This window comes from Cupriavidus basilensis (assembly GCF_000832305.1).
Lineage (GTDB): Bacteria > Pseudomonadota > Gammaproteobacteria > Burkholderiales > Burkholderiaceae > Cupriavidus > Cupriavidus basilensis_F.
Genome location: NZ_CP010536.1, coordinates 113,879 through 137,593 on the forward strand (window position 1 = coordinate 113,879; position 23,715 = coordinate 137,593).

The 23,715-nt window shown below is 66.7% G+C and carries 20 protein-coding genes; 12 read left to right on the forward strand and 8 right to left on the reverse strand.

What is annotated here, in order from left to right:
- Positions 1-88: 88 nt before the first annotated feature.
- Both RR42_RS00435 and RR42_RS00440 read left to right on the forward strand, forming a co-directional pair.
- Entirely contained in the window at positions 89-787 is a 699-nt protein-coding gene (locus tag RR42_RS00435; RefSeq protein ID WP_043342736.1) for a response regulator transcription factor, read from the forward strand.
- Positions 784-1,650, forward strand: a complete 867-nt coding sequence (locus RR42_RS00440; RefSeq protein WP_144409720.1) for a HAMP domain-containing histidine kinase — start codon at positions 784-786, stop codon at positions 1,648-1,650. The genes RR42_RS00435 and RR42_RS00440 overlap by 4 nt, the downstream gene beginning before the upstream one ends.
- An 81-nt stretch (positions 1,651-1,731) precedes the next feature.
- On the opposite strand, the gene RR42_RS00445 is transcribed toward RR42_RS00440, so the two are convergent.
- The 4 genes from RR42_RS00445 to minC all read right to left on the reverse strand — a co-directional run bounded on the left by RR42_RS00445 (position 1,732) and on the right by minC (position 5,135).
- On the reverse strand, positions 1,732-2,820 hold the full coding sequence (locus RR42_RS00445) for a porin (protein ID WP_043342741.1): 1,089 nt from the start codon (positions 2,818-2,820) through the stop codon (positions 1,732-1,734).
- 351 nt (positions 2,821-3,171) lie between these two features.
- Complete coding sequence (gene minE, locus RR42_RS00450; protein WP_006164360.1) at positions 3,172-3,426, reverse strand: cell division topological specificity factor MinE; 255 nt, start codon at positions 3,424-3,426, stop codon at positions 3,172-3,174.
- A 15-nt stretch (positions 3,427-3,441) separates the two neighbouring features.
- Complete coding sequence (gene minD / locus RR42_RS00455) at positions 3,442-4,257, reverse strand: septum site-determining protein MinD (protein ID WP_043342744.1); 816 nt, start codon at positions 4,255-4,257, stop codon at positions 3,442-3,444.
- A gap of 62 nt (positions 4,258-4,319) precedes the next feature.
- Positions 4,320-5,135, reverse strand: a complete 816-nt coding sequence (gene minC / locus RR42_RS00460; RefSeq protein WP_043342747.1) for a septum site-determining protein MinC — start codon at positions 5,133-5,135, stop codon at positions 4,320-4,322.
- 144 nt (positions 5,136-5,279) lie between these two features.
- Here minC and RR42_RS00465 point away from each other — a divergent pair, with 144 nt between their 5' ends.
- From RR42_RS00465 to kdpE, 9 genes are all read left to right on the forward strand, one after another.
- Positions 5,280-6,251, forward strand: a complete 972-nt coding sequence (locus RR42_RS00465; protein WP_043342749.1) for a magnesium and cobalt transport protein CorA — start codon at positions 5,280-5,282, stop codon at positions 6,249-6,251.
- A 309-nt stretch (positions 6,252-6,560) separates the two neighbouring features.
- Positions 6,561-8,648 carry a hypothetical protein gene (locus tag RR42_RS00470; protein WP_043342752.1) on the forward strand — a complete coding sequence of 696 codons (2,088 nt, stop codon included), beginning with the start codon at positions 6,561-6,563 and terminating at the stop codon, positions 8,646-8,648.
- A 284-nt stretch (positions 8,649-8,932) separates the two neighbouring features.
- Positions 8,933-9,100 (forward strand): hypothetical protein, encoded by a 168-nt coding sequence (locus RR42_RS40680; RefSeq protein ID WP_173430665.1) that lies wholly within the window; start codon positions 8,933-8,935, stop codon positions 9,098-9,100.
- Positions 9,100-9,189, forward strand: a complete 90-nt coding sequence (gene kdpF, locus RR42_RS00475; RefSeq protein ID WP_006164365.1) for a K(+)-transporting ATPase subunit F — start codon at positions 9,100-9,102, stop codon at positions 9,187-9,189. The genes RR42_RS40680 and kdpF overlap by 1 nt, the downstream gene beginning before the upstream one ends.
- Positions 9,189-11,009 (forward strand): potassium-transporting ATPase subunit KdpA, encoded by a 1,821-nt coding sequence (kdpA, locus tag RR42_RS00480; RefSeq protein ID WP_043342756.1) that lies wholly within the window; start codon positions 9,189-9,191, stop codon positions 11,007-11,009. The genes kdpF and kdpA overlap by 1 nt, the downstream gene beginning before the upstream one ends.
- Positions 11,010-11,020: 11 nt before the next feature.
- Positions 11,021-13,246 (forward strand): potassium-transporting ATPase subunit KdpB, encoded by a 2,226-nt coding sequence (kdpB, locus tag RR42_RS00485; protein ID WP_043342758.1) that lies wholly within the window; start codon positions 11,021-11,023, stop codon positions 13,244-13,246.
- Positions 13,247-13,303: 57 nt separating this feature from the next.
- Positions 13,304-13,921 carry a potassium-transporting ATPase subunit KdpC gene (gene kdpC, locus RR42_RS00490; RefSeq protein WP_043342761.1) on the forward strand — a complete coding sequence of 206 codons (618 nt, stop codon included), beginning with the start codon at positions 13,304-13,306 and terminating at the stop codon, positions 13,919-13,921.
- Positions 13,922-14,253: 332 nt separating this feature from the next.
- Positions 14,254-17,187, forward strand: a complete 2,934-nt coding sequence (locus RR42_RS00495) for a sensor histidine kinase (protein ID WP_043351119.1) — start codon at positions 14,254-14,256, stop codon at positions 17,185-17,187.
- A gap of 1 nt (position 17,188) precedes the next feature.
- Complete coding sequence (gene kdpE / locus RR42_RS00500; RefSeq protein ID WP_043342762.1) at positions 17,189-17,884, forward strand: two-component system response regulator KdpE; 696 nt, start codon at positions 17,189-17,191, stop codon at positions 17,882-17,884.
- Positions 17,885-17,943: 59 nt separating this feature from the next.
- Here kdpE and RR42_RS41425 read toward each other — a convergent pair whose 3' ends face one another.
- Complete coding sequence (locus RR42_RS41425; protein ID WP_269083354.1) at positions 17,944-18,078, reverse strand: hypothetical protein; 135 nt, start codon at positions 18,076-18,078, stop codon at positions 17,944-17,946.
- A gap of 33 nt (positions 18,079-18,111) precedes the next feature.
- Between RR42_RS41425 and RR42_RS00505 the strand changes: the two genes are divergently transcribed.
- Positions 18,112-20,148 carry a sensor histidine kinase gene (locus RR42_RS00505; RefSeq protein ID WP_043342763.1) on the forward strand — a complete coding sequence of 679 codons (2,037 nt, stop codon included), beginning with the start codon at positions 18,112-18,114 and terminating at the stop codon, positions 20,146-20,148.
- On the opposite strand, the gene RR42_RS00510 is transcribed toward RR42_RS00505, so the two are convergent.
- The 3 genes from RR42_RS00510 to RR42_RS00520 form a co-directional block, all read right to left on the reverse strand.
- Positions 20,115-20,774, reverse strand: a complete 660-nt coding sequence (locus RR42_RS00510) for a response regulator transcription factor (RefSeq protein WP_043342764.1) — start codon at positions 20,772-20,774, stop codon at positions 20,115-20,117. The two genes, RR42_RS00505 and RR42_RS00510, sit on opposite strands and share 34 nt — an antisense overlap.
- 229 nt (positions 20,775-21,003) lie before the next feature.
- On the reverse strand, positions 21,004-22,563 hold the full coding sequence (locus RR42_RS00515) for a sulfatase-like hydrolase/transferase (RefSeq protein WP_043342766.1): 1,560 nt from the start codon (positions 22,561-22,563) through the stop codon (positions 21,004-21,006).
- 142 nt (positions 22,564-22,705) lie between these two features.
- Positions 22,706-23,653, reverse strand: a complete 948-nt coding sequence (locus RR42_RS00520; protein WP_043351120.1) for a Bug family tripartite tricarboxylate transporter substrate binding protein — start codon at positions 23,651-23,653, stop codon at positions 22,706-22,708.
- Positions 23,654-23,715: the final 62 nt, after the last annotated feature.

Genomic DNA, 23,715 nt, shown 5'->3' on the forward strand with positions numbered 1-23,715 from the left:
GCATCGTCGGGTCACTCCCTGGCGCCGGTGGCGCCAATTACCGCGAGACCGGCGGGCGTCCAAGCCTTTCCGGCCAAATTGCATGGGTATGAAGATCGCATCACTGGAAGATGAACCCGCCGAGGCGGCCCTGATCCGGCAGATTCTCGGCGAGGCCGGGCATGCCTGCACTACCTTCACGCGCAGCCGCGACCTGCTGCGGCAACTGCGCGAGGAGAACTTCGACCTGCTGCTGCTCGACTGGCAGATGCCGGATCTCTCCGGCAAGGAGGTGCTGACCTGGGTGCGCGCCAACCTGGACCGGCGCGTACCCGTGATGTTCCTGACCTGCCGCGTGGAGGAGGAAGACATCGTCGATGGCTTCGCCACTGGCGCCGACGACTACATGCTCAAGCCGGTGCGTCGCGGCGAGCTGCTGGCGCGCACCCGTTCGCTGCTGCGCCGCGCCTATCCGGACCCGGGCAGCGGCGGCGCGCAGGTCGCGCTGGCCGACTACGTCATCGACTGCGCCGCGCGCACGGTGGCGCATCGCGCCCGGCCGCTCAGGCTGACGCCCAAGGAGTTCGACCTGGTCGTGCTGCTGTTTCGCAACGAAGGGCGCATCGTGTCGCGCGACCATATCGTGGCGGCGGTCTGGGGGCGCGAGATCTCGCCGCTGTCGCGCACCATCGATACGCATATGTCGCGTGTGCGCAGCAAGCTTGCCCTGCATCCGGAGCACGGGCTGCGGCTGCTGCCCGTCTACACGCATGGCTACCGTCTCGAGCTCACCGGCGCGGCGCCATGACGGCGTGGCTGCGTTGTGAAATCCTGCGCTGGGTAGCGGGCCTGCGTGCTGTCGCGCGTTGCCTGGAGCATCTCGCCCTCAGGATGGGAGCGGGCACGGAAGAGGGCGGGCAAGACATGACTGCAGGCATGGCCGCCATCCGCGCGATGCCGCCTGCCGGCGGCGCCGTCGATGCGGCGGCCTGCGACAGCGCGGCGCTGGCATCCTGGCAAACTGCCATGCGGGCGTTGTCGCACGATTTGCGTTCGCCGCAGAGTGCCATCCTGGCGCTGGCGCAATTGCCCCGGGACGTGCCGTGCGCATGCGCGCACGCGGCATTCGTGGCGCAGGCGGCGGGCTATGCGCAGGCGTCGCTGCGGCTCACCGACGACATCGCGCGGTTGTTGCGCGAGCTTGCCCACGGTTACCGCATGGAGATACTGGAGCTGACGGCGCTGGTGCGCGCGTCCGCAGACACGCTCTGCCTGCCTGCCGGGCGCACGCCCGAACTCGACCCGGCTGGCCGCAAGGCCTGGATACGGGGCGATGCCGCCATGCTGTCCGAAGCCCTGCGCGTGCTGATGGCGCTGGCCATGATGTCCGCGGCCGGGAGCACGCCGCCGCGGGTGCGCCAGTGGCTCGACGGCCGCCTCTGCCGGATTTCGATCGCATTTGCGCCCGACCCGGACCCCGGCCCTGATGCGCAGGCGTGGCGGGCCGCGCGTGCCGGGACGCCGGCGATGCAGTTTTGCCGCCGCGTGCTGTTGCGCCATGGCGGCGCGCTCGATGCGGATCGCGCCGCGGATGCCAAAGCCGGAACGCAAGCCGGCGTTGTGTCCGACGGCGGCGTCACCTGGCATCTGCACTTGCCCATGCTGCCCTGAAAAACAAAAAAAGCACCCGAAGGTGCTTTCCTGCAGTCAGGCGTTACCCCGCGCGAGCGCGGGGCATGCCGACAAGGACAATCAGAAAATGTGGCGAATACCGACTGCCGCACCGGTCTGGTTGTTCTTGCCCGGCAGTTCGGTCGTCACGCCGCCAGTCACCTTGTTGTAGTCCACGGTGCCGTAGACCTGGGTGCGCTTGGACAGCGAGTACTCGGCCAGCAGCACGCCGGTGTAGCGATTGCCAGCGTTGTTGGTCAGGCCATTCTTGTTCTTGATGTGGTCGCCGTAGAACACGCCGGTCAGCGCCAGGGCCGGGGTTGCCTGATAGGTCAGGCCCACGTAGCCGAGGGCGTCCTTGCGGGGGTTGTTCACAGCGTTGCCACCGACCGGAACCGGGTTGCCGGCAACGTTCATGAAGTTGGTGTCGATCTGGCCGGTCTTGTCCTTGCCGCCGACATAACCCACGAATACCTTCGCCGGGCCGATGGAGTACTTGCCAGCCGCGCCCCACATTTGCTGCTTGTTGCCGAAGGTGTCGCGGATTTCCTGGTACACGCCGCCGAAGCCGAACGGACCAACCGTATAGGCTGCACGGGCGCCGAAGTACGGCTTGCCGGTGGAGCTGGCCTTGGTCAGGCTGCCCGGCTGCTCACCGAAGCCATAGCTGGCACCCACGTCCAGGCCGCTGAACTTGCCGCCGTAGCTCACGACGTTGTTGGCGCGGAACTGGGTCAGGAAGAACGGCCAGGCGTTGGCTTGGTAGTTACCGATGGTCAGCGGATCGAAGTCGCCGAAGAAGTTAAACCCTTCGGTGTACTGACGGCCCAGCTTGACGGTGCCGAAATCGCCTGCCAGACCCACATAAGCCTGACGATTGAACAGCACGCCCGACGAATTCATCGAGCCGTTGTCGAGGCTGTAGCCGCTTTCCAGCTGGAAGATCGCCTTCAGGTTGTTGCCGAGGGCTTCGCTGCCCTTCAGGCCCCAACGGCTTTGCGTCACAGCGCCGTCGGTCATCTGGAACTGGCTGTCGTTGGCCTTGTTGGAATTGTTCGTGTAGCGAATGCTCACGTCTGCAATACCGTACAGGGTCACGGACGACGATTGTGCGTAGGCGCTGCCGGCCAGCAGCGTACCAAGTGCGAGGGTCAGGGCTGATTTCTTCATGTGGCTCCTTTTCTATTCTGTGGTGTCAGCGATCGGATCGCGACGGCTGACGAGTTTACGTTTCGTGTAAACGCCCGCGAAAATTTAACAAAACAGAAAAGATTTAGACACTAATGCACGCCGTTGACGGTCTCTAAGCTGGCAATTGGTGCAAAAACGTTGCGACGCCGCGACAAATCTACGCAATGGTGCATCGCGAGATGAAGCCAGCGTTACTCGTGTACCCCACGGCGTGGGGATAGTGCCGGCAGCGCGAACGCGCTCCGGTCAGCAGGGCAGGCCAGGCGGGCGTTTCACCGTGAAGCGCCGCCGCTTGAAGAACGGGCCGAGGAGCGCTGGCCCGGCTCAGGGTTATCCCTGTGGGATCTCGATCTTGACCTCGAGCACCTCGAGATTGTCCTGGCGCTCCAGGCTCACGCGCAGATCCTGGTCGCTGATCTTTACGTATTTGGAAATCACCGCGACCAGCTCGCGCTGCAAGGCAGGAAGGTAATCGGCCGGCGCGGAATGGCCGGTGCGTTCATGGGCGAGGATGATCTGCAGCCGCTCCTTGGCAACCGAGGCGGACTTCTTCTTCTCGCCGAGCAGGAAGGACAGAATCGACATGATGGTAGACCCCCCTTACTTGTTGCCGAAGATGCGCGAAAGCAGCCCCGGCTTCTGGTAGTCGGTGAAACGCATCGGCTTGTCCTTGCCGAGGAAGCGGTCCACCAGGTCGCCATAGGCGTCAGCCACGTCCGAGCCTTCCAGGTGGATGGCCGGCGTGCCCTGGTTGGATGCGTGCAGCACGGCCTCGGATTCCGGCACCACGCCGATCAGCTTGATGCGCAGGATTTCCTGGATATCGGTGAGCGACAGCATTTCGCCGCCGTGCACGCGCTTGGGGTTGTAGCGCGTGATCAGCAGGTGTTCCTTGATCGGGTCGCCGCCTTCGGCAGCGCGCTTGGTCTTGGACGACAGAATGCCCAGGATGCGGTCCGAATCGCGCACCGAGGACACCTCGGGGTTGGTCACGACCAGGGCCTCGTCGGCGAAGTACATGGCCAGCAGGGCGCCGGACTCGATGCCCGCGGGCGAGTCGCAGACGATGTACTCGAAGCCCATGTCGACCAGGCCATTGATGACCTTCTCCACGCCTTCCTTGGTGAGTGCGTCTTTATCGCGCGTCTGCGAGGCCGGCAGGATGAACAGGTTTTCGCACTTCTTGTCCTTGATCAGCGCCTGGTTCAGGTTGGCTTCGCCCTGTACCACGTTGACCAGGTCGTACACCACGCGGCGCTCGCAACCCATGATCAGGTCGAGGTTGCGCAGGCCGACGTCGAAGTCGATCACGGCAGTCTTGTGGCCACGCAGGGCCAGGCCGGCGGAAAAGCTGGCGCTGGTGGTGGTCTTGCCTACGCCTCCCTTGCCGGAGGTCACAACGATGATTTTTGCCATGGCTCTTGGATCCAGTAATGGTTGAAGCTTGCGCTGCTGTGGTTTGGGCTCTGCGGCGGGTGTTACTTCATCCGGAGCGGTTCGAGAATCAGTTTCTCCCCGGACAGCCGCACCTGGGCCGATTTGCCCAGCACATCGGCGGGCAGCGGCAGTTCGGCGGTGCGGTAGATGCCGGCGATGGAGAGCAGTTCGGGCTCCAGGCAGGTGCAGAAGATGCGCGCCTGCGCGTAGCCCTTGACCCCCGCCAGCGCGCGGCCGCGCAGCGGGGCATAAATATGGATATTGCCTTCGGCGATGACCTCGGCGCCGTAGCTGACCAGGTCGAGGATCACCACGTCGCCGGCGGCGTAGATCTGCTGGCCGGAGCGCAGCGGCTTGTCGATCAGCATGGTGGGCACGCTGCGCGCCGCGGCTTGCGCGACGGCGGCCGCGGCGGCGGCTTCCACTTCGGTGGCCGCAGCCTTTGCCTCAGCCTGGGCCGCAGCCTGGGCGTCGGCCAGCGCTTCGGCCGGAGAAGGGCCTGCCGGCTCGGCCGGCGGGGTTTCGTCCCGGCCGCCGCGCCGGCTCTGGCTGTCGAGCAGCGGCAGGCCAAACGACTCGGCCCAGCCCCGCTGCGCCTCGCGGGCCACCACGCCGATAGCGCGGGCCTTGAGCTGGGCCAGGGTCTCGATCACCGAGTCCAGGGCCACCTGGTCGTCGCTTTCCAGCCGGCGCAGGTCCAGCGCCACCACATCGTTGGAGAAGAAATCGGGGGTCGATTCGAAGCGGGACAGGAGATCGTCACGCAGCGCTGCGATGTCCGTGGTCTTGAGAGCGAGGAGGAGGGCGTCGACATTGCCACTGCGCAGCTCGAAGCGTGGCGATTTCTTCTGGGACATAGTCGGTGACCGTGGAAATGGGACATTCTAACTTCGTCTGGGTGCAGAACTGTAACAAATACCGGGTGACCCGGGACCAGTGCCGGATGCGGCGCGTTGGCGGCGCTCTTGTTACGATTGCGCCATCTGAGCAACGGAGCAGTCATGGGCGCGATCGTCAACAGTGTGGCCTACCGCAGCGGCAAGCGCGTGGGTGATGTCGCCCTGGACCAGATCAGTGACGCAATCTCGGTCCCCGGCACCTTCGTCTGGCTGGGCTTGCACGAACCGGACCTGCCGCTGCTGCGCAAGGTGCAGCAGGAATTTGGCCTGCATGACCTGGCGGTGGAGGATGCCCTTGATGCCCACCAGCGTCCCAAGCTGGAGACCTACGGCGACTCCATCTTCATCGTGCTGAACACCGCACAGCTGGTGAACGACGAAGTGGTGGTCGGCGAGACCCACCTGTTCGTCGGCCCCAACTATGTGGTGTCGGTCCGTCACGGTGTGAGCAGCAGCTACGCCCCGGTGCGCGAGCGCTGCGAGAGCGACGCGCGCGCGATGGCCAACGGCCCGGGCTACGTGCTCTACGCGCTGATGGATTTCGTGGTCGACCACTACATGCCCATCGTCACCCGGCTCGAGGATGGCTTCGAGCAGCTCGAGCAGGGCATCTTCCGCGACGAGTTCGACCGTGCCGCGATCGAGCACCTGTACCACATCAAGCGCCAGGTGCTGCGCCTGCGCAATGCGGTCTACCCGATCGAGGAGATCTGCGGGCAACTGATCCGGCTGCACGAGGACCTGGTGCCCAGGGAGCTGCGCGCGTATTTCCGCGACATCGAGGACCATGCCAGCCGCCTGGTGCGCACCCTGGACGTGGTGCGCGAGATGCTGACCACCGCGGTGCAGGTGAACCTGGCGCTGGTCACGGTGGGACAGAACGAAGTGGTCAAGCGCCTGGCCGGCTGGGGTGCCATCCTGGCGATTCCCACCGTGGTGTTCAGCCTGTACGGCATGAACTTCAACTTCATGCCGGAGCTGAAATTCCACTATGCGTATCCGACCGTGATCGGGGTGACCGCGCTGGCCTGCGGCGGGCTCTGGCGCAAACTGCACAAGTCCGGCTGGATCTGAGCCGCGTGGCGCGGCAACCCGGTTGCCACGCCCGCCGCCCCCACGCAGCCCCCGCCTTTCCCCGCCTTTCCCGGCCTTTCCCCGCCATTCCTCCCTGCGCAGTCCGGGGCGGGGCGCCATGCCATGTTTATGGGATTCCCACCTGCTGGCCGGCTCCTTAGTCTTGCCCGTGCCGGGGGACGCAAGCCCGCTGCCATCGGCCGGCTAACGAACAACAAGGTCATGCCGTAAATCATGTTGCCGGCACGGCGCTGGCAAAAAAGAAAAGCAGAAGAAACACCGGAATCCATTCTCAGGGGGGAACATCCAATGAAGCTCCAATTTCAGACATTCGGGGTCGCGCTGAGCGGCGCGGCGCTGCTGGCGCTGGCCGCCTGCGGCGGTGGCGGCAGCGATAGCACAAGCAGCGGCTCCACCGGCGACAAGCCGGTCCTGGCCGCGGCCGCGGTGACCGGCACGGCCGCCACCGGCGCGGCGCTGGCCAACGCCAATGTGGCCATCACCGACAGCGCGGGCGCATCCCCCTGCCAGGAAGCCGCGATCACCACCAGCGCGCTGGGCACCTACACCTGTACCCTGAAGACGGGCGAGGTGGCGCCGTTCTTCGTGGTCGTAACCGACCCCACGGGCAACACCGCCCCGCTGGTCAGCGTGAGCACCGTCACGCCGGCCGCCGGCGCCAAGCTGACCATCAATGCCACGCCGCTGACCACGGCCATCGTGGCGCAACTCGCCGCCGACGGCAATCCGCTGACGTTCGTCAGCGGCAAGACGGTGGACGCCGCCGCCTTGCAAAAGGTCACCGCCAACGTGGTCGCGCAGCTCGCCAGCGTGCTCGCCGCCATCGGCGCGCCCGCCAGCTACGATCCGTTCTCGACCGCCATCACCGCCGCCTCGACCGCCGGCGTGGGCAATACCGCCGACCAGGTGCTCGATATCGTCAAGGTGGTCACGGATCCGGCCACCGGCAAGCTGGCGCTGGCCACCGTCGACAACCCGACGCCCGTGGCCATCGCCACCGCCGCCAGCACGGGCGGCACGCTCGCCGCGCCGCCCGCCGGCGTCGCGGCGCTGCCGCAGGCAGCGCAGGCGGTCGCCAAGGGGCTCTCAGCCTGCTTCGCGCTGCCCGCCGCGCAGCGCGTGACGTCCTCCAATACCAGCCTGAGCGCGTCGCAGGGCGGCCCGGAAGTCGATGGGGTGGCGTCCGCATGCCAGAACATCGCCGCCGACATCAGCAACGCGGCCGGTGTCGATTTCCTGCACAACGGCTTTCACTTCGGGCAATTGCTCTATGGCATCCTGACCAGCGATACCATGACGGGCGCACAGTTCAGCGTGCCGGAAATCATGGCGTTCTATCCCGCCGCGTCGACGGCCTCGGGGCGTGATGAAGCCATCTTCAATATCCGGTACCTGGACGCCAGCGGCAATCCCGGCAACATCATCACGACGGCCCGCGATATCGCGGGTGGCGCCACCAGCGCGCATCCGTCGAGCTGGTGGCTGGTCGGCAACCAGCAGCCGGTCGACGTCACGCTCAAGCTCCAGATCCGGCGCGTCGAGCAGATGAATCCGGGTTTCAACAAGAGCAACAACAACTACAGCCACTTCCAGAACGGCATCCAGTTCATGATCAACGCCAAGGGCCCGGGCAGCGTCGTCAACAACGCTCCCCTGAGCTATGCGCGCGTGACCGGGCCCGGCTTGCCGAGCAGTGGCATCGTCTATATCGCGCCGGTCCCGGCCGAGGCGGGCCAGACCTACATGGACGTGAGCAACAAGACCGGCACGGTGCCCGTCACCGCCCAGTGCGGCAACGAGTTCAGTCCGCCCTCGCCGTCGTACAACTGCCCGAACTTCTGGTTCTCGCGGACCGCGGGCCTCAGCGGTAGCGCGGCCAGCACCCTGGCGGGCAACCCTGCCAGCCTGGTGTGGGCGCAAGCGGCGGACAACGCGGATGCCTCCAAGGTGGTCAAGGGTGCGAAGTACCGTATCGAGCTGTTCCATGGCACCAACACCACGCCGACCTACAGCTACAACAAGACCCTGCTGAGCGACCTCGTGCCGGCAACGCAAGGCGCGAACCTGCCGTGGAACACGCTGGGCAGCAAGTCGCTGGCCGCACTGGACCCGTCCAACGCCAGCCTGGCCGGTGCGCAGACGTCGCTGACGGCGGACTGGGTGCAGAATGTCTCCGCCCAGCAGATCGGCAGCGTTGCCGCCACGGTCGACAACAGCGGCACCTGGAGCACCTCCACGCCGGCGCCCAGGGGCGCGACCTCGATCGTGGTCAACGCGGCGGTGCCGGCCTTCACGGCCACCACCAGCCGCGGGCTGCTGTTCGGGTACCGCATGCTGGATAACAGCAACAAGTCGGCGGTCTTTACCTACAACTGACCGTGTAACTGACCGTACAACTGACGCAACGGATCAGGCGCTCCTGACGCGGCCGGCGCCACAGCCGGCTTCGGCGACCTGCATAGCCCCGCAAGGCCAACAGCCTGCGGGGTTTTTTTTGGCGGGCGCCGATGCCCGGCAAGCGGGATGGGCGCCGCCACGGGCTTTCGCACCGTTTTTACGCGATTTTTATATCTTCTTTACACCCCCGCCGTCCCTCTCTACCCCGTTTTTACCGCTCGATCCCTAATCTGCCATCTGTGAATCACTCACGGTGTGTTGCCATGGACGGGATCTATTTCATTGGTTTGTTGCTGTTTGGTGCGCTGACCGGCGCATTGCTGCTCTTGTGCGCCGCACTCGGCGGCAAACCGCCGGGAGCGGCCGAGGGGCCGGGCGCAGACGCCGCCGACGCGCGCCGCAAGGACAGCGCCACCGACAGGAGGCTGTGATGGACTGGGCTGACCTGCTGGGCGGCGTGCTCGCCGTTGCTGTCTTTATCTACCTCCTGATCGCCCTGTTCCGGCCGGAGAAATTCTGATGTCCACCGAATTCCTGGGACTACTGGTCCTCTATCTAGCCATCCTGCTGGCGCTCGCGCCCTTCGTGGGGCGTTATATCCGCCGCGCGATGGAAGACGACCGCTATCTCGCCACGGCCTGGGGCCGCCCACTTGAGCGCGTGCTGTATCGCGTGGCGGGCGTGCGCGCCAATGCCGAGATGGGCTGGAAGCAATATGCCATCGCGGTCATCGCCTTCAACATGCTGGGCGTGGTGGTGGTCTATGCGCTGCAGCGCATGCAGGCCTGGCTGCCGCTTAACCCGCAAGGCTTCGGCGCGGTGTCGCCGGACTCGGCCTTCAACACCGCCGTGAGCTTCGTCGCCAATACCAACTGGCAGGGCTATGCGGGCGAATCCACCATGAGCTATCTCACGCAGATGCTGGCGCTCACGGTGCAGAACTTCTTCTCGGCGGCCACCGGCATCGCGGTGGTGTTCGCGCTGATCCGCGGCTTTGCGCGCCAGAGCGCGGCCACCATCGGCAACTTCTGGGTCGACATGACGCGCTGCACGCTCTATGTGCTGGTGCCGATTTCCGCTGCGATCGCGCTGGCGCTGGTCAGCCAGGGCGTGATCCAGAATTTCGACAGCTACAAGGAAGTCAGCCTGGTCACGCCGGTCGAATACAGCCAGCCCAAGGTGGACGCAGCCGGGCAGCCCGTGCTCGACGCCAAGGGCGCGCCGGTGATGGAGGCCATGAAGACCGACAAGCAGACGCTGGCAATGGGCCCGGTGGCTTCGCAGGAAGCCATCAAGATGCTCGGCACCAACGGCGGTGGCTTCTTCAACGCCAATTCGGCCCATCCGTTCGAGAACCCGACCGAGCTTGCCAACCTGATCGAGATGCTGGCCATCTTCCTGATCCCGGCGGCGCTGTGCTTCACCTTCGGCGAGATGGTCAAGGACCGCCGCCAGGGCGTGGCGATCCTGGCGTCGATGGCGGTGATCTTCGTCGTGATGGCATGCGTCGCCGCAGCCTCCGAGCAGCAGGCCAACGCCGCGCTGGCGGGTTTGCCGATCGACCATGCGGCCAGCGCGCTGCAGGCGGGCGGCAATATGGAAGGCAAGGAAACGCGCTTCGGCATCGCCGCCACCGCGCTGTTCGCCACCATCACCACGGCGGCGTCGTGCGGCGCGGTCAACGCCATGCACGACTCCTTCACCGCCATCGGCGGGCTGGTGCCGATGCTGCTGATGCAGCTTGGCGAAGTGGTGTTCGGCGGCGTCGGCTCTGGCCTGTACGGCATGCTGGTGTATGCGGTGCTCGCCGTGTTCATCGCGGGCCTGATGATCGGCCGCACGCCGGAGTACCTGGGCAAGAAGATCGAGACCTATGAGATGAAGATGACCGCGGTGGCGATCCTCGTCACGCCGCTGCTGGTGCTGCTGGGCACGGCCGTGGCGGTGATGGTGGAGCCGGGCCGCGCGGGCGTGTTCAACCCGGGCACGCACGGCTTCTCGGAGATCCTCTACGCGCTTTCGTCGGCCGCCAACAACAACGGCAGCGCCTTCGCCGGCCTGTCGGCCAACACGCCCTTCTACAACGTGCTGCTGGCCGCGGCGATGTGGTTCGGCCGCTTCTGGATCATCGTGCCGATCCTGGCCATGGCGGGATCGCTGGCGGCCAAGCGCAGGCTGCCGGTGACGGGCGGCACCATGCCCACGCACGGCCCGCTGTTCGTGGTGCTGCTGGTCGGCTCGGTGCTGATGGTGGGCGCGCTCACCTATATCCCGGCGCTGGCGCTGGGCCCGGTGGCAGAGCAGCTGCAGGCGCCGGTGGTCTCGGCGGCTAGCAAGTAATGGAGAAACGCATGCAACAAGAATCCATGGTGACGCGCAGCAAGAACGCCGGCGCGGCACCGGCAAACACTACCCCGGCCACCAGCGTGGTCACGCCGGCCCTGGCCGCGCAAAAGAGCGGCGGCCATCATCGCCCGCGCGGTGGCATGTTCGCGCCCGAGCTCGTCAAGCCGGCCCTGCTCGATTCGGTGAAGAAGCTCTCGCCGCGCGACCAGTTGCGCAACCCGGTGATGTTCGTGGTCTATGTGGGCAGCATCCTGACCACGATCCTGTTCTTCCGCGCGCTGTTCTCGCCCGCCACGGCGGGCGGCGAGAGCGCCGGGTTTATCCTGGCCGTGTCGGTGTGGCTGTGGTTCACCGTGCTCTTCGCCAACTTTGCCGAAGCGCTGGCCGAGGGCCGCAGCAAGCAGCAAGCCGAAGCGCTGCGCGGGCTCAAGACCACCGTCACCGCCAAGCTGGTCAAGGAAGGCCGGCGCGACTACCGCGCCGCCGGCGCCACCGAGGCGCGCGGCGCTGCCGCGCTGCGCCGTGGCGACGTGGTGCTGGTCGAGGCGGGCGACATGGTGCCCGGCGACGGGGACGTGATCGAAGGCGTGGCCTCGGTGGACGAGAGCGCCATTACCGGCGAATCGGCTCCCGTGATCCGCGAGTCCGGCGGTGACTTTTCTTCGGTCACCGGCGGCACGCGCGTGCTGTCCGACTGGATCGTGGTGCGCATCACCACCAATCCGGGCGAGAGCTTCATTGACCGCATGATCACCATGGTGGAAGGCGCCAAGCGCCAGAAGACGCCGAACGAACTGGCGCTGACCATCCTGCTGGTGGGCCTGACCATCGTGCTGCTGCTGGCCACGGCCACGCTGCAGCCGTTCTCGGTGTACAGCGTGTTCGTCGCCAAGGCCGGCATGCCCGTCACCATCACCGTGCTGATCGCGCTGCTGGTGTGCCTGATCCCGACCACCATCGGCGGGCTGCTGTCGGCCATCGGCGTGGCCGGCATGAGCCGCATGATGGAAGCCAACGTGATCGCCACCTCGGGCCGCGCGGTGGAAGCCGCTGGCGACGTGGACGTACTGCTGCTCGACAAGACCGGCACCATCACGCACGGCAACCGCCAGGCTTCACGCTTTATCGCCGCGCCTGGCGTGTCGGCGCAGCAACTGGCCGAAGCCGCCTGGCTGTCATCGCTGGCCGATGAAACGCCGGAAGGCCGCAGCATCGTCACGCTGGCGCGCCAGCAGGCCGGCGCCGCCACGCCCGATATCAGCGCGCTGCGCCCGATCTTCGTGCCGTTCACCGCGCAGACCCGCATGAGCGGCGTGGATGCCGGCGGGCGCAGCGTGCGCAAGGGCGCCGCCGATGCCGTGCGCAAGTACGTGACCGAGCGCGCCGGCAAGTTCCCCGACGCCGTGATGCAGGCCGTGGACGACGTGGCCCGCGCCGGCAGCACGCCGCTGGTGGTGGCGGAGTCCAGCACCGATGGCAATGGCGAGACCGTGCGCGTGCTTGGCGTGGTGGAACTCAAGGACATCGTCAAGGCCGGCATTCGCGAGCGTTTCGGCGAACTGCGCAAGATGGGCATCAAGACGGTGATGATCACCGGTGACAACCGCCTCACCGCCGCGTCGATCGCAGCGGAGGCCGGCGTCGATGACTTCCTGGCCGAAGCCACACCCGAAGCCAAGCTCAAGCTGATCCGCGACTACCAGGCCGAAGGCCGCCTGGTGGCGATGACCGGCGACGGCACCAACGACGCGCCGGCGCTGGCGCAGGCCGACGTGGCGGTGGCGATGAACAGCGGCACGCAGGCGGCGAAAGAAGCCGGCAACATGGTCGACCTCGACAGCAATCCGACCAAGCTGATCGAAATCGTCGAGATCGGCAAGCAGATGCTGATGACGCGCGGCTCGCTTACCACCTTCAGCGTGGCCAATGATGTGGCGAAGTATTTCGCCATCATCCCGGCAGCGTTCGCCACCACGTACCCGCAGCTCAACCAGCTCAATGTGATGGGCTTGTCCACGCCGGCCTCGGCTATCTTATCGGCGGTGATCTTCAACGCGCTGATCATCGTGGTGCTGATCCCGCTGGCGCTGCGCGGCGTGGTGTACCGGCCGCTCGGCGCGGCCATCCTGCTGCGGCGCAACCTGCTGGTGTACGGCCTCGGCGGCATCCTGGTGCCCTTTGTCGGCATCAAGGTGATCGACATGATCCTGACCCTGTTCGGCTGGGTCTGAGCGCCGCATCGAACGCATTGCACCCATCGAGCGCGCTGAACATAAACGGAGCCATTCATGAATACGCAAGTCCAACCCGCCCAGCCCGCCACGCCCATCCAGGGTGGCCTGCTGCGCCCCATGCTGACGATCTTCGTCGTGCTGTCGGCCGTTACCGGCCTGCTGTACCCCGGCGTGATCACCGGCATCTCGCGCGCCGTGTTCCCGCATGAAGCGGCCGGCTCGCTGATCGTCAAGGACGGCCGGGTCATCGGCTCGGAACTGATCGGCCAGCCGTTCTCGGATCCGAAGTATTTCTGGGGCCGCTTGTCGGCCACCGCGCCCATGCCTTACAACGCGGCGGCTTCCGCCGGCTCCAATCTCGGCCCGAGCAACCCGGCCCTGACCGATGCCGCGCGCGCCCGTATCGACGCGCTGCGCGAGGCGGACCCCGGCAACAAGGCGCCCGTGCCGGTGGATCTGGTCACGGCTTCCGGCAGTGGCCTCGATCCGCAGATCAGCCCGGCAGCCGCGCAGTACCAGGCGCCGCGCGTGGCCCGGTTGCGCGGCTTGCCGCTGGAGCGCGTGGAGGCGCTGGTTGCGGCCAACACGGAAAAGCCGCTGCTCGCGGTGATGGGGGATCCGGTGGTGAATGTGCTCCAGCTGAACCTGGCGCTGGATGCCGAGAAGCGGTGAGGGTGTGCGCCACTGCCTTGCCATGTAGCCACTGGTTTGCTCCCCTCTCCCGCATGGCGGGAGAGGGGTGGGGGAGAGGGCGGGCGATCGTTACGCCGTCGTGCCGGAAAAAACCACGGGCTTCGCTTCAAGTGGCTCCTAGTCAAACCGCCCCTCTCCCCGGCCCTCTCCCCATGAGGGGAGAGGGAGAGACAGCCGTCGTCGTAGCTCGTGGTCTTGGCCCGTTCGGCGGCTTCGTCCCGCCCCCGCAATGCGTTATTCGTGCCGGTGTTTGACCTTAAGCGTGGCACAATCGTTTTCATCCATCCACCTCCCGGGCAATGAACCCCACCATGCCTGACACCGCCCAGCGCGACGCCCCCGGCCGGCCCGATCCCGACGCCTTGCTGCAACGCATGCAGCAGGAGGGCGAGCGCGCCGCGCGGGGCAAGCTGCGGGTGTATTTCGGCGCCTCCGCGGGCGTGGGCAAGACCTTCGCCATGCTGACCGCGGCCCGGGCGCTGCGCGAGCAAGGCAGCGATGTCGTGATCGGCGTGGTGGAGACCCATGGCCGCGCCGAGACCGAGGCGCTGATCGCGGGGCTGGAGCGGCTGCCGATGAAGGCCATGCCGCATCACAAGCTCGACGACCGCGTGCTGCAGGAGTTCGACCTGGACGGCGCGCTGGCCCGGCGCCCGGCGCTGATCCTGGTCGACGAGCTGGCGCATTCCAACGCGTCCGGCAGCCGCCACCCCAAGCGCTGGCAGGACATCGAGGAACTGCTCTCGGCCGGCATCGATGTGTGGACCACCGTCAACGTCCAGCACCTGGACAGCCTCAACGAGGCGGTGGGCGGCATCACCGGCATCCGTGTGTGGGAGACGGTACCCGACACGGTCTTCGATGACGCCGACGAAGTCATCCTGGTGGACCTGCCCGCCGACGAATTGCTGCGGCGCCTGCGCGACGGCAAGGTCTACCTGCCGGAGCAGGCGCGCACCGCGGCCACCAATTTTTTCCGCAAGGGCAACCTGATCGCGCTGCGCGAGCTGGCGCTGCGCCGCACCGCCGACCGCGTCGACGACGACGTGCGCGCATACCGCCATGCCGAATCCATCCGGCCGGTATGGCGCACGCGCGAGGCGGTGCTCGCGTGCATCGGCACCGGCGACGATGCCGCGCAGGTGGTCAAGAGCGCGCGCCGGCTGGCCGGGCAGCTCGACTGCGACTGGCATGTGGTCACGGTGGCCACGCCGCGCCTGGCGCCGCTTGGCGGGCACGAGCGCGCGAATATCGAGGAGGCGATGCGGCTGGCCGAAGAGCTGGGCGCGCGCACCGAGACGCTGGCCGGCAGCGATATCGTGCAGGCGGTGGCGGGATATGTGCGGCGCCACAACCTCACCAAGGTGGTGGTCGGGCGGGCCCCCGGCAACTGGCGCCGCAGCGGCGGCAGCCTCCTGGCGCGCGGCCGGGCGTTGCTGGCACTCGGCCTGTCGCCGTTCCTGGGCGCGCGCGCCTGGCTGTTCGGGCGCCACAGCTTTGCCGATTCGCTGGCGCTCGGCTGCCCGGAGATCGACGTGATCCGCGTGGCCGCCGACGCCATGGGCGCTGATACGCGCGGCCGCGCGCAACCGGCTGGCGGGCGCGCCGACGTGCGCGAGGATCCGGCGCCCAACGACGACAGCAGCGTGGTGGCGCACCGCATCGACTACCTGTGGGCGGTCGCATGGTGCGGGGGCGCCAGCTTGTTGTCGGCGCTGACGCGGCCGTGGTTCGACCTGGTCAATATCGCGATGTTGTTCCTCGCGGCCGTGGTCGGCGTGGCGCTGCGCCACGGCCGAGGCCCCGCTGCGCTGGCCTCGGTGCTGTCGGTGGCGGCCTTCGACTTTTTCTTCGTGCCGCCGCGCATGTCCTTCGCGGTGAGCGACGTGCAGTACCTCGTGACGTTCGCGGTGTTGCTGACGGTGGGCCTGGTGATCGGCCAGCTTACCGCCGGGCTGCGCGAGCAGGCCCAGGTGTCGGTGGAGCGCGAGACCGATGCGCGCACCCTGTATGAGCTGGCGCGCGAGTTGTCCGCTGCCTTGATGCCCGAGCAGATCATCGACATCAGCAGCCGCTTCCTGCAAGCCGCGCTTGGCGCGCGTTCGGCATTCTTCCTTGTCTCGCCCAAGGGGCGGTTGTTGCCGCCGGTGATCGACCCCACGCAGCGTGGCAATGACGCGATCGATCCCGTGCTGGCGCAATGGGTGTTCGATCACGGCCAGCCCGCCGGCACCGGCACGCATACGCTGCCGGGCAGCACCGTGCTCTACCTGCCGCTCAAGGCGCCGATGCAGACGCGCGGCGTGCTCGCGGTGGAGCCGCAGAAGTGGCGCGCCTTCGCGCGGCCAGAGCGGCGCCGCCAGATCGACGTGTTCGCCACGCTGATCGCCATCGCCATCGAGCGGCTGCATTACGTGGAGGTCGCGCAGCAGGCGCTGGTGTCGATGGAGTCGGAGCGCCTGCGCAGCTCGCTGCTGGCCGCCGTCTCGCATGATCTGCGCACGCCGCTGACCAGCCTGATCGGCATGGCCGAGACCATGCAGCGCACCGAGCCGCCGCTGCCTGCGTCGCTGTCGGAAACTGTCGATGCCATGCGCGAGCAAGCGCTGCGCATGCGCACCATGGTGGTCAACCTGCTCGACATGGCGCGGCTGCAAAGCCGTGACGTGCGCATGCAAAAGGAGTGGCAGTCGCTCGAAGAGCTGGTGGGCGCGGCGCTTGCCGGCATGCGTGATGCGTTGTCGCGGCACCGCGTGTCGGTCGCGGATCTATCGGCGCTGCCGCTGGTGGAGTGCGATGCGGTGCTGATGGAGCGCGTGCTGTGCAACCTGCTGGAGAACGCTGCCAAGTACACGCCGCCGGGCACCGGCATCCGCATCTCCGGCGAAGTGGCTGAAACGGAGGTGCGGCTCGCGGTGGCGGACGATGGCCCCGGCGTGCCGCGCGGGCAAGAGCTCTCGATCTTCCAGAAATTCACGCGCGGCGAGCGCGAGTCCGCGACCGCGGGCGTTGGCCTCGGGCTGGCCGTGTGCGAGGCCATCGTGCAGGCGCACGGCGGGCGCATCTGGGTGGAGAGCGTGAATGCGGACCACACCGGTGCACGTTTTGTCGTGGCGCTGCCGCGCGGCAATCCGCCTGCGATCGAGCCCGAGCCGCCCGAGGCACTTGAATCGGCGCTGCTAGCCGCGCACGGCAACGGCGGCGTGCCGGTTGCGCACGATGCCGCAAACAAGGAGTCCAGCTGAAATGGGATTTGAATTTTCGCCAACTGTCTTGCTGGTCGAAGACGAGCCGCATATCCGGCGCTTCGTGCGCGAGGCGCTGCAGGCAGAAGGCTGCGCCGTGCATGAAGCCGAGACGCTCAAGCGCGGCCTGATCGATGCCGGCACGCGCCAGCCCGACGTGGTGATCCTCGACCTGGGCCTGCCCGATGGCGATGGCATGACGCTGATCCGCGAGATGCGTACCTGGACCGAAGTGCCGGTGCTGGTGCTATCGGCGCGTTCCGGCGAGGACGACAAGATCGCCGCGCTGGACGCTGGCGCGGACGACTACCTGACCAAGCCCTTCGGCGTGGGCGAGCTGATCGCGCGTGTGCGCGTGCTGCTGCGCCGCCACGCCAGGACCAATCCGCAAGGCACGCCGCAGATCGGCTTTGGCGAGGTGCAGATCGACCTGGCTAACCGCGTGGTCACCCGCGCCGGGCAGGATGTGCACCTGACGCCGATCGAGTATCGCCTGCTCGCCGTGCTGATCGCGCATCGCGGCAAGGTCATGACGCATCGCGAACTGCTGCGTGAAGTCTGGGGGCCGGCGCACTCGGAGAGCAGCCACTACCTACGGGTGTACATGGGGCACCTGCGGCACAAGCTGGAAGCCGATCCCGCGCAACCCTTGCACCTGATGACGGAGGTGGGGGTGGGATATCGGTTCGTGGGGTGATGCCATCGGCCGGCAACAGGGTGCCGGCCAATGGGGCGATGGGTAGTCAGGTGGTCGGCTCAAGTGGCGCCGGTGGCGATGTCGAGTGCCTTTATCTGCGCAGATCCATCTCCAATGGCATCACCGAAAAACTGACAAGTCCTGACATTGCCGGGCAAAGCGAAAAAGCCCGGTCCTTGCTCGGATATAGTCATGGCCTTTCCCGCGAAACGCGACTTGAAGGGACCATGCTTCGGCTATTCTGGATCGTTCTCTTGTGCTGGCTCGGCCACAGCGCCGCATGGGCGGAAATGCGTCTGCCGCCGGCGGGAGAGGTCTCTCTGGGCGAGCATTGGGAGCTGCTGCGCGATCCGCAGGATGTGCTGACCATCGAGCAGCTATCGCGGCCCGAGTTCGCGGCGGCCTTCCAGCCCCAGCACTCTCCTCCCGCCCTTGGCTACGTGAAGGGGGCCGTCTGGCTGCGCATTACCCTGACGCGCCCCGAGCAAGCCGCGCCGGTATGGTTGCTGGAGCTGCGCTCGGCGCTGCTGGACGACGTCACGCTGTTCGAGCCGCTAGCGGCCGGGGGATACGCGCAGAGGGTGTCCGGCGACAGGCGGCCGGTGGCGGGGCGCGACGTGGATTACCGCAATCCGGTGTTTCAGCTCGACTTGCCGGTGGACAAGCCGGTCACGCTGTATCTGCGCGTGCGCAGTACCAGCACGATGAGCTTTCCGCTGGTGGCGTGGTCGCCGGAAGCGTTCATTTCCTTTATCGGCACCGAGCTGCTTCTGTTTGGCTTGTTCTACGCAGCGCACCTGGTCTTGCTGATTACCAGCGTCTGGTTTTACTGGGTAACGCGTAATCTTTCCTTTGGCCTGTTCAGCCTGACTGTACTGGCCAATTTGTTCACCTCGCTGTCCGCCGAGGGCTTCACGTATCAGTATCTCCTGCCTGGATGGCCGCTGACGAGCGATGCCGTCTACGTGGTGAGCTGGTTTTTCGCCACGCCGCTTGGCACCTTGTTCACGGCGCACTACCTGGGCCTGTACGAGTCGCCATGGCGGCGTTGGGCGATCGGCTTTTCGCTGCTGGCCTGGGGCGTGGCGCTGGTCATGACGCCCTGCCTGCTGCTGGGCAACGTTTGGTGGATACGACCACTGGCGCTGCTCTGGGGCCTCATCACCATGGGCATACTGCTGATCGCTTCCGCGGTGATGACCTGGCGCGGCCAAAAGGCCGCGCGTGTGCTTTTGTTCGTCCTGGTTCTGCTCTTCGGCGGCACCGTGTTGCGCCTGGCGCGCAACGTCGGCGCGATCGATCCCGGCCCGTTCGTCGACAACGCCAACTACCTGGGCATGATGGCGTTCCTGCTCATCATGAATTCCGCCATCAGCTGGCGCTACACCGACATGCGCGCCGAAAAGGAGGCCGCCCAGGCCGAAGCCTTGCGCGTGGCCCGCCAGGCCGAGCGCGACCTGGAGGTCAAGGTCGCCTTGCGCACCCAGGCGCTCAGGAGCGCCATGGCGCAGGTGGAGGCGTCGCTGTCGCTGGAGCGGCGCGCGCAGGAGGAGCAGCGGCAATTCCTGTCCACGGTCTCGCATGAACTGCGCACGCCGCTGGCGGTGATCGATGCCACGGCGCAGAACCTGGACCTGGACGATGCCCACGATGACCCGCAGACCTCGGCCCGGTACCAGAAGATCCTGCGCGCCACGCAACGCCTGACCATGCTGCTCAATGACTCGCTGCATGAGGATGGCTTCGAATTGCTGCGGCATGGCTCCCGGCCGTCACCCACCCGCCTGGCGGACTTGCTGGAGGACGCCGCGGCGGCAGCGCAACTGCTGTCGGAGGGGCACCGGCTGGAGGTGGACGGGGAGCGCTTGCCAGAAACCTTCCCGTGCGACGCCAGCCTGCTGCGGCTGGCATTGCGCACGCTGGCCGACAACGCGGTGAAGTACACGCCCGCGGGCTGCCGGGTGGTCTTGCGGGGCCGGGAGGTGGCCGAAGGCGTGGAGCTGGAAGTGCAGGACAACGGTCCCGGCATCGAGGCGACGGACCTGCCGCGCGTATTCGAGCGCTTTTATCGCGGCCAGAATGCCGGCCAGAAACCGGGGACCGGGCTTGGCCTGTCGCTGGCCCGGCGCATGGTGGAAATGCAGGGTGGCACCTTGACCCTGGATAGTGCGCCCGGGCAGGGCTGCCGCGCCACGATCTTTCTGCCGTCGGCGCCGCAGGGCGTGCAGGCTCAGGCCAGCGCGATGGGCGCGGCGAACGTATAGCCCTTGCGGTGGGCGGTCTTGAGCGGCAATTCGCTGCCCGATTCGCTGCGCCAGCGTTGCCGCAGGCGGCTGACCATGGTCTCCAGCCGGCGCTCGTCGTAGCTCAGCCAGTCAAAGCCGAAGCCTTCGGCGATCTGGCGGCGATCGACGGGCTGGGTGGGATGGAGCGCCAGCATTTCGAGCAGCTTGCTCTCGTTGGACGAGACCGCCAGGCGGGCTCCCGCCGGCGCCACCAGCGTGCTGGCCTGCCGGTCGAGCCACCAGTTGGAGACGACGCGGCGGCTCAAGGCGCGCAGGATGGCGTCGAATTCGAGCAGCTTGACCGGCTTGACGAGATAGTGGTCCGCGCCGCCGTTCAGGCCGTGTAGCTTGTCCTGTGTTTCCCCGCGGGCCGTGAGCATGACGATGCCGCAGCCGGGGCGCTCCTTGCGCAGGCGGCTGGCCGCATCGAAACCCGTGCCATCGGGAAGCATGACGTCGATGACGGCGATATCCGCCTGCGCGGCCAGCGGCAGGAATTGCGCCAGGCTGCCGGCCTGGCTGACCTTCCAGCCGCGCTTTTGCAGGAAAGCCGCTATTTCCTCGCGCAGTTCGACCTCATCCTCGAGCAGGACCAAATTGCCCATTTCAAAACCTTGCAGCGGTTGCGTTCAATGATCGTGGCGAGGACGCGCCATGCTTGCCTGACAAGATTCAGGCGGCGTCAGCCCGGGCTCCACCACTTCTGGCCGTTACCCTGGGCACTAGTGCCCAGGGTGGCTTAAGCGGTATTACGGCCAGACCGGCAGGAATCTTTACCCCCGGGCGCTATCCCCGGCGCTATCTCCAGCGCGTCGTGCCACGATTCAAGCCACCTCACCAAACGCCAAAAAACACACCCGCCTGCTTGTAAACATTGGTCTTGGCCGCGACTTCGTCGTTGCTCACCGTCGTGCGCGGCTTGAGCATGCAGAACCATTCCAACAGGTGCAGCCGCATCGCCGAGCGGATGGCTTCGTGGCCGGCATCCTCGCCCAGGTCGAAGAACTCGTCGGGGTCGCGCTCCAGGTCGAACAGCTGCGGGCGGAAACCCTGCCAGTGCACATACTTCCAGCGCGCATTGCGCACCATCCACGCCCGGCACTCGCCCGGCTGCCGGCCCAGCGCGATCCGCGCGCCGCGATACGCGTAGTCCAGCTCCGACACCACGAAATCGCGCCACTGGCCATTGCCGCGCCCGCGCGTGAGATCGAGCAGCGAGCGGCCTTCCACGCGATGGTCGGCCGGCGGCAGGCCCAGCGCGTCCAGCACGGTCGGCACCACGTCCACGGCCGAGACCATGCGCGCGTCCGCGCTGCCGCGGGTGGCGTCGGCCTCGGCCGAGGGGTCGTAGACAATCAGCGGGATGTTCTGCACGGTGTCGTAGAACTGCTCCTTCTCGCCGAGCCAGTGGTCGCCCAGGAAGTCGCCGTGGTCCGCCGTGAACACGATCAACGTGTCTTCCCAGCGGCCCAGGCGCTCCAGTTGTTCCCACAACTCGCCCAGGCGATCGTCGATCTGCTGCACCAGGCCTTGATAGGCGGGACGCACCGTGTCCGAGACTTCGCTGCGCATGAAGTTGGCGCATTCTTCCTGCGTGCGGTACGCGTCGAGCACCGGATGCGGGTTGTCCAGCTCCGCCTCGTGGCGCTTGAGCGGCAGGCAGTCGTCCAGCGCGTAGGCCGCATGGTAGGGCGCGGGCGCCATATAGGGCCAGTGCGGCTTGACCAGCGACAGGTGCAACACCCACGGGTCGTCGCCGCGCGCGGCGATGTACTGCATTGCCTGGCCTACCGTATAAGCCGTCTCCGAATGTGCTTGCGCCACGCGCGCAGGCAGGCCGGCATTGCGCATCTGCCAGCCCGACACGATCTCGCCCTGCGCATTCTCGGCGCTGATCACGTAGTCCGTCCACGGGTCGGCGCTGTCGTAGCCTTGCTTGCGCAGCCACTCGGCATAAGCGCTGTGCGGCTCGGCGTGGTGGCCGTCATGGCGGTCGACTTCGACAAAGTGCCCGCTGCGCAGCAGCGTTTCCAGCTCGCTGCCGCCGTCGAGATGCAGACGCTTCATGTTGGCATTGTCGGGCATCACGTGCGTCTTGCCGGCCAGCGCCAGCGCACGGTGGCTGTCCTTCAGGTATTCGCCCAGCGTGACTTCGCCAACGGACAGCGGCACGCGGTTCCAGGTGGCGCCGTGGCTGCTGGGGTAGCGCCCGGTATAGAAGCTCATGCGGCTCGGGCCGCAAACGCCGGAGGTGACGAACGCCTTGGTGAAGCGCACGCCGCGTGCGGCCAGGGCGTCGATGTGCCTTGTGCGCAGCGTGGGGTGGCCGTAGCACGCCAGGTGGTCCTGGCGCAGCTGGTCGCACATGATGAAGAGGGTGTTTCTGGTGGGCATGGCTTTGTCGATGCCGGTCGGGCCGCTGACCTGATCGGCATCAATTTTATAAATAACGTGATGTAAATTTTTTCTTATTCAATCCATGTAAAAAATAACATTCATGAAATGAATAAATGTGATGGAATGTGACGTGGTGTTTTTAGTCTCCGGTATAGCCAGAGGCCTTGACCACGGGTCCCCACCGCCCGGCATCCGCCGCCAGCACCTTGCCGAACTGCTCCGCGCTCCCGGTTTGCGGCTCCAGCCCCAGCTTCAGGAACCGCTCCTTCAGATCCGCCGACTGCACCGCATGCACGATCGCTGCATTCAGCCGGTCGATCGTTGCCCTCGGCACGCCGGCCGGCGCGAGGAACCCGTAGCGGCCAAGCCCTTCGATGTCCTTGTAGCCAAGCTCGGTAAACGTGGGCACATCCGGCAATGCCACCGAGCGCTGCGTCCCTGAGCTCGCCAGGACGCGGATCTTGCCCGCGCGATGCATCTCGGTGAGATCGGCGAGCGTATCGACCGAGGCCGGCACCTGCCCGCCCACCAGCGCATTCATCAACGGTGCCGAGCCGTTGAATGGCACGTGCAGCATCTCCACGCCCACCTGCTTGCCGATCAGCAAGCCAAAGAAGTGAGGAATGCTGCCTAGCGCTGGCGAGGCGTAGGAATTGTTCTTGGCCGGGCTGGCCTTGAGCCACTCGATGTACTCCTTCAGCGTCTTGGCCGGCGCGCCGGGGCCGGTGGCCAGGGCCAGCTGGAAGTTGGCGGTTTGCGCCACCGGCACGAAATCGCGCTGGATGTCGTAGTTCAGCTTGCGGTAGGTCAGCGGGGCGATGGTCATCACCGCGGAGTTGGCGACCACCAGCGTGTTGCCGTCGGCGGGCAGGGTGCGCGCATAGTCCATGACCAGGCGGCCGCCCGCGCCGGGCTTGTTCTCGATGACCACGGTTTGCTTGAGTTCCTCGCGCAGCTTGTCGCCGATGAGGCGGGCGGCCAAGTCGGCGGTGCCGCCGGCGGGGTAGCCCACCAGGATGCGCAGCGGGCGGTCGTTCTGGGCGCTGGCCGGCGCGCTGGCCAGGCACACGGCGGCCAGTGCGGTCATGGTGGCGAGGGTGGGGACTAGCGCGCGCAGCAGTTTGGCGGGTTTCACGGGTTCTCCTGTTG

What these genes read in the sequence shown, in the direction of transcription:
- RR42_RS00435 (WP_043342736.1), top strand. Translation starts at nt 89, where the DNA reads ATGAAGATCGCATCACTGGAAGATGAACCCGCCGAGGCGGCCCTGATC.
- RR42_RS00440 (WP_144409720.1), top strand. Translation starts at nt 784, where the DNA reads ATGACGGCGTGGCTGCGTTGTGAAATCCTGCGCTGGGTAGCGGGCCTG.
- RR42_RS00445 (WP_043342741.1), bottom strand. Translation starts at nt 2,820, where the DNA reads ATGAAGAAATCAGCCCTGACCCTCGCACTTGGTACGCTGCTGGCCGGC.
- minE (WP_006164360.1), bottom strand. Translation starts at nt 3,426, where the DNA reads ATGTCGATTCTGTCCTTCCTGCTCGGCGAGAAGAAGAAGTCCGCCTCG.
- minD (WP_043342744.1), bottom strand. Translation starts at nt 4,257, where the DNA reads ATGGCAAAAATCATCGTTGTGACCTCCGGCAAGGGAGGCGTAGGCAAG.
- minC (WP_043342747.1), bottom strand. Translation starts at nt 5,135, where the DNA reads ATGTCCCAGAAGAAATCGCCACGCTTCGAGCTGCGCAGTGGCAATGTC.
- RR42_RS00465 (WP_043342749.1), top strand. Translation starts at nt 5,280, where the DNA reads ATGGGCGCGATCGTCAACAGTGTGGCCTACCGCAGCGGCAAGCGCGTG.
- RR42_RS00470 (WP_043342752.1), top strand. Translation starts at nt 6,561, where the DNA reads ATGAAGCTCCAATTTCAGACATTCGGGGTCGCGCTGAGCGGCGCGGCG.
- RR42_RS40680 (WP_173430665.1), top strand. Translation starts at nt 8,933, where the DNA reads ATGGACGGGATCTATTTCATTGGTTTGTTGCTGTTTGGTGCGCTGACC.
- kdpF (WP_006164365.1), top strand. Translation starts at nt 9,100, where the DNA reads ATGGACTGGGCTGACCTGCTGGGCGGCGTGCTCGCCGTTGCTGTCTTT.
- kdpA (WP_043342756.1), top strand. Translation starts at nt 9,189, where the DNA reads ATGTCCACCGAATTCCTGGGACTACTGGTCCTCTATCTAGCCATCCTG.
- kdpB (WP_043342758.1), top strand. Translation starts at nt 11,021, where the DNA reads ATGCAACAAGAATCCATGGTGACGCGCAGCAAGAACGCCGGCGCGGCA.
- kdpC (WP_043342761.1), top strand. Translation starts at nt 13,304, where the DNA reads ATGAATACGCAAGTCCAACCCGCCCAGCCCGCCACGCCCATCCAGGGT.
- RR42_RS00495 (WP_043351119.1), top strand. Translation starts at nt 14,254, where the DNA reads ATGCCTGACACCGCCCAGCGCGACGCCCCCGGCCGGCCCGATCCCGAC.
- kdpE (WP_043342762.1), top strand. Translation starts at nt 17,189, where the DNA reads ATGGGATTTGAATTTTCGCCAACTGTCTTGCTGGTCGAAGACGAGCCG.
- RR42_RS41425 (WP_269083354.1), bottom strand. Translation starts at nt 18,078, where the DNA reads ATGACTATATCCGAGCAAGGACCGGGCTTTTTCGCTTTGCCCGGCAAT.
- RR42_RS00505 (WP_043342763.1), top strand. Translation starts at nt 18,112, where the DNA reads ATGCTTCGGCTATTCTGGATCGTTCTCTTGTGCTGGCTCGGCCACAGC.
- RR42_RS00510 (WP_043342764.1), bottom strand. Translation starts at nt 20,774, where the DNA reads ATGGGCAATTTGGTCCTGCTCGAGGATGAGGTCGAACTGCGCGAGGAA.
- RR42_RS00515 (WP_043342766.1), bottom strand. Translation starts at nt 22,563, where the DNA reads ATGCCCACCAGAAACACCCTCTTCATCATGTGCGACCAGCTGCGCCAG.
- RR42_RS00520 (WP_043351120.1), bottom strand. Translation starts at nt 23,653, where the DNA reads ATGACCGCACTGGCCGCCGTGTGCCTGGCCAGCGCGCCGGCCAGCGCC.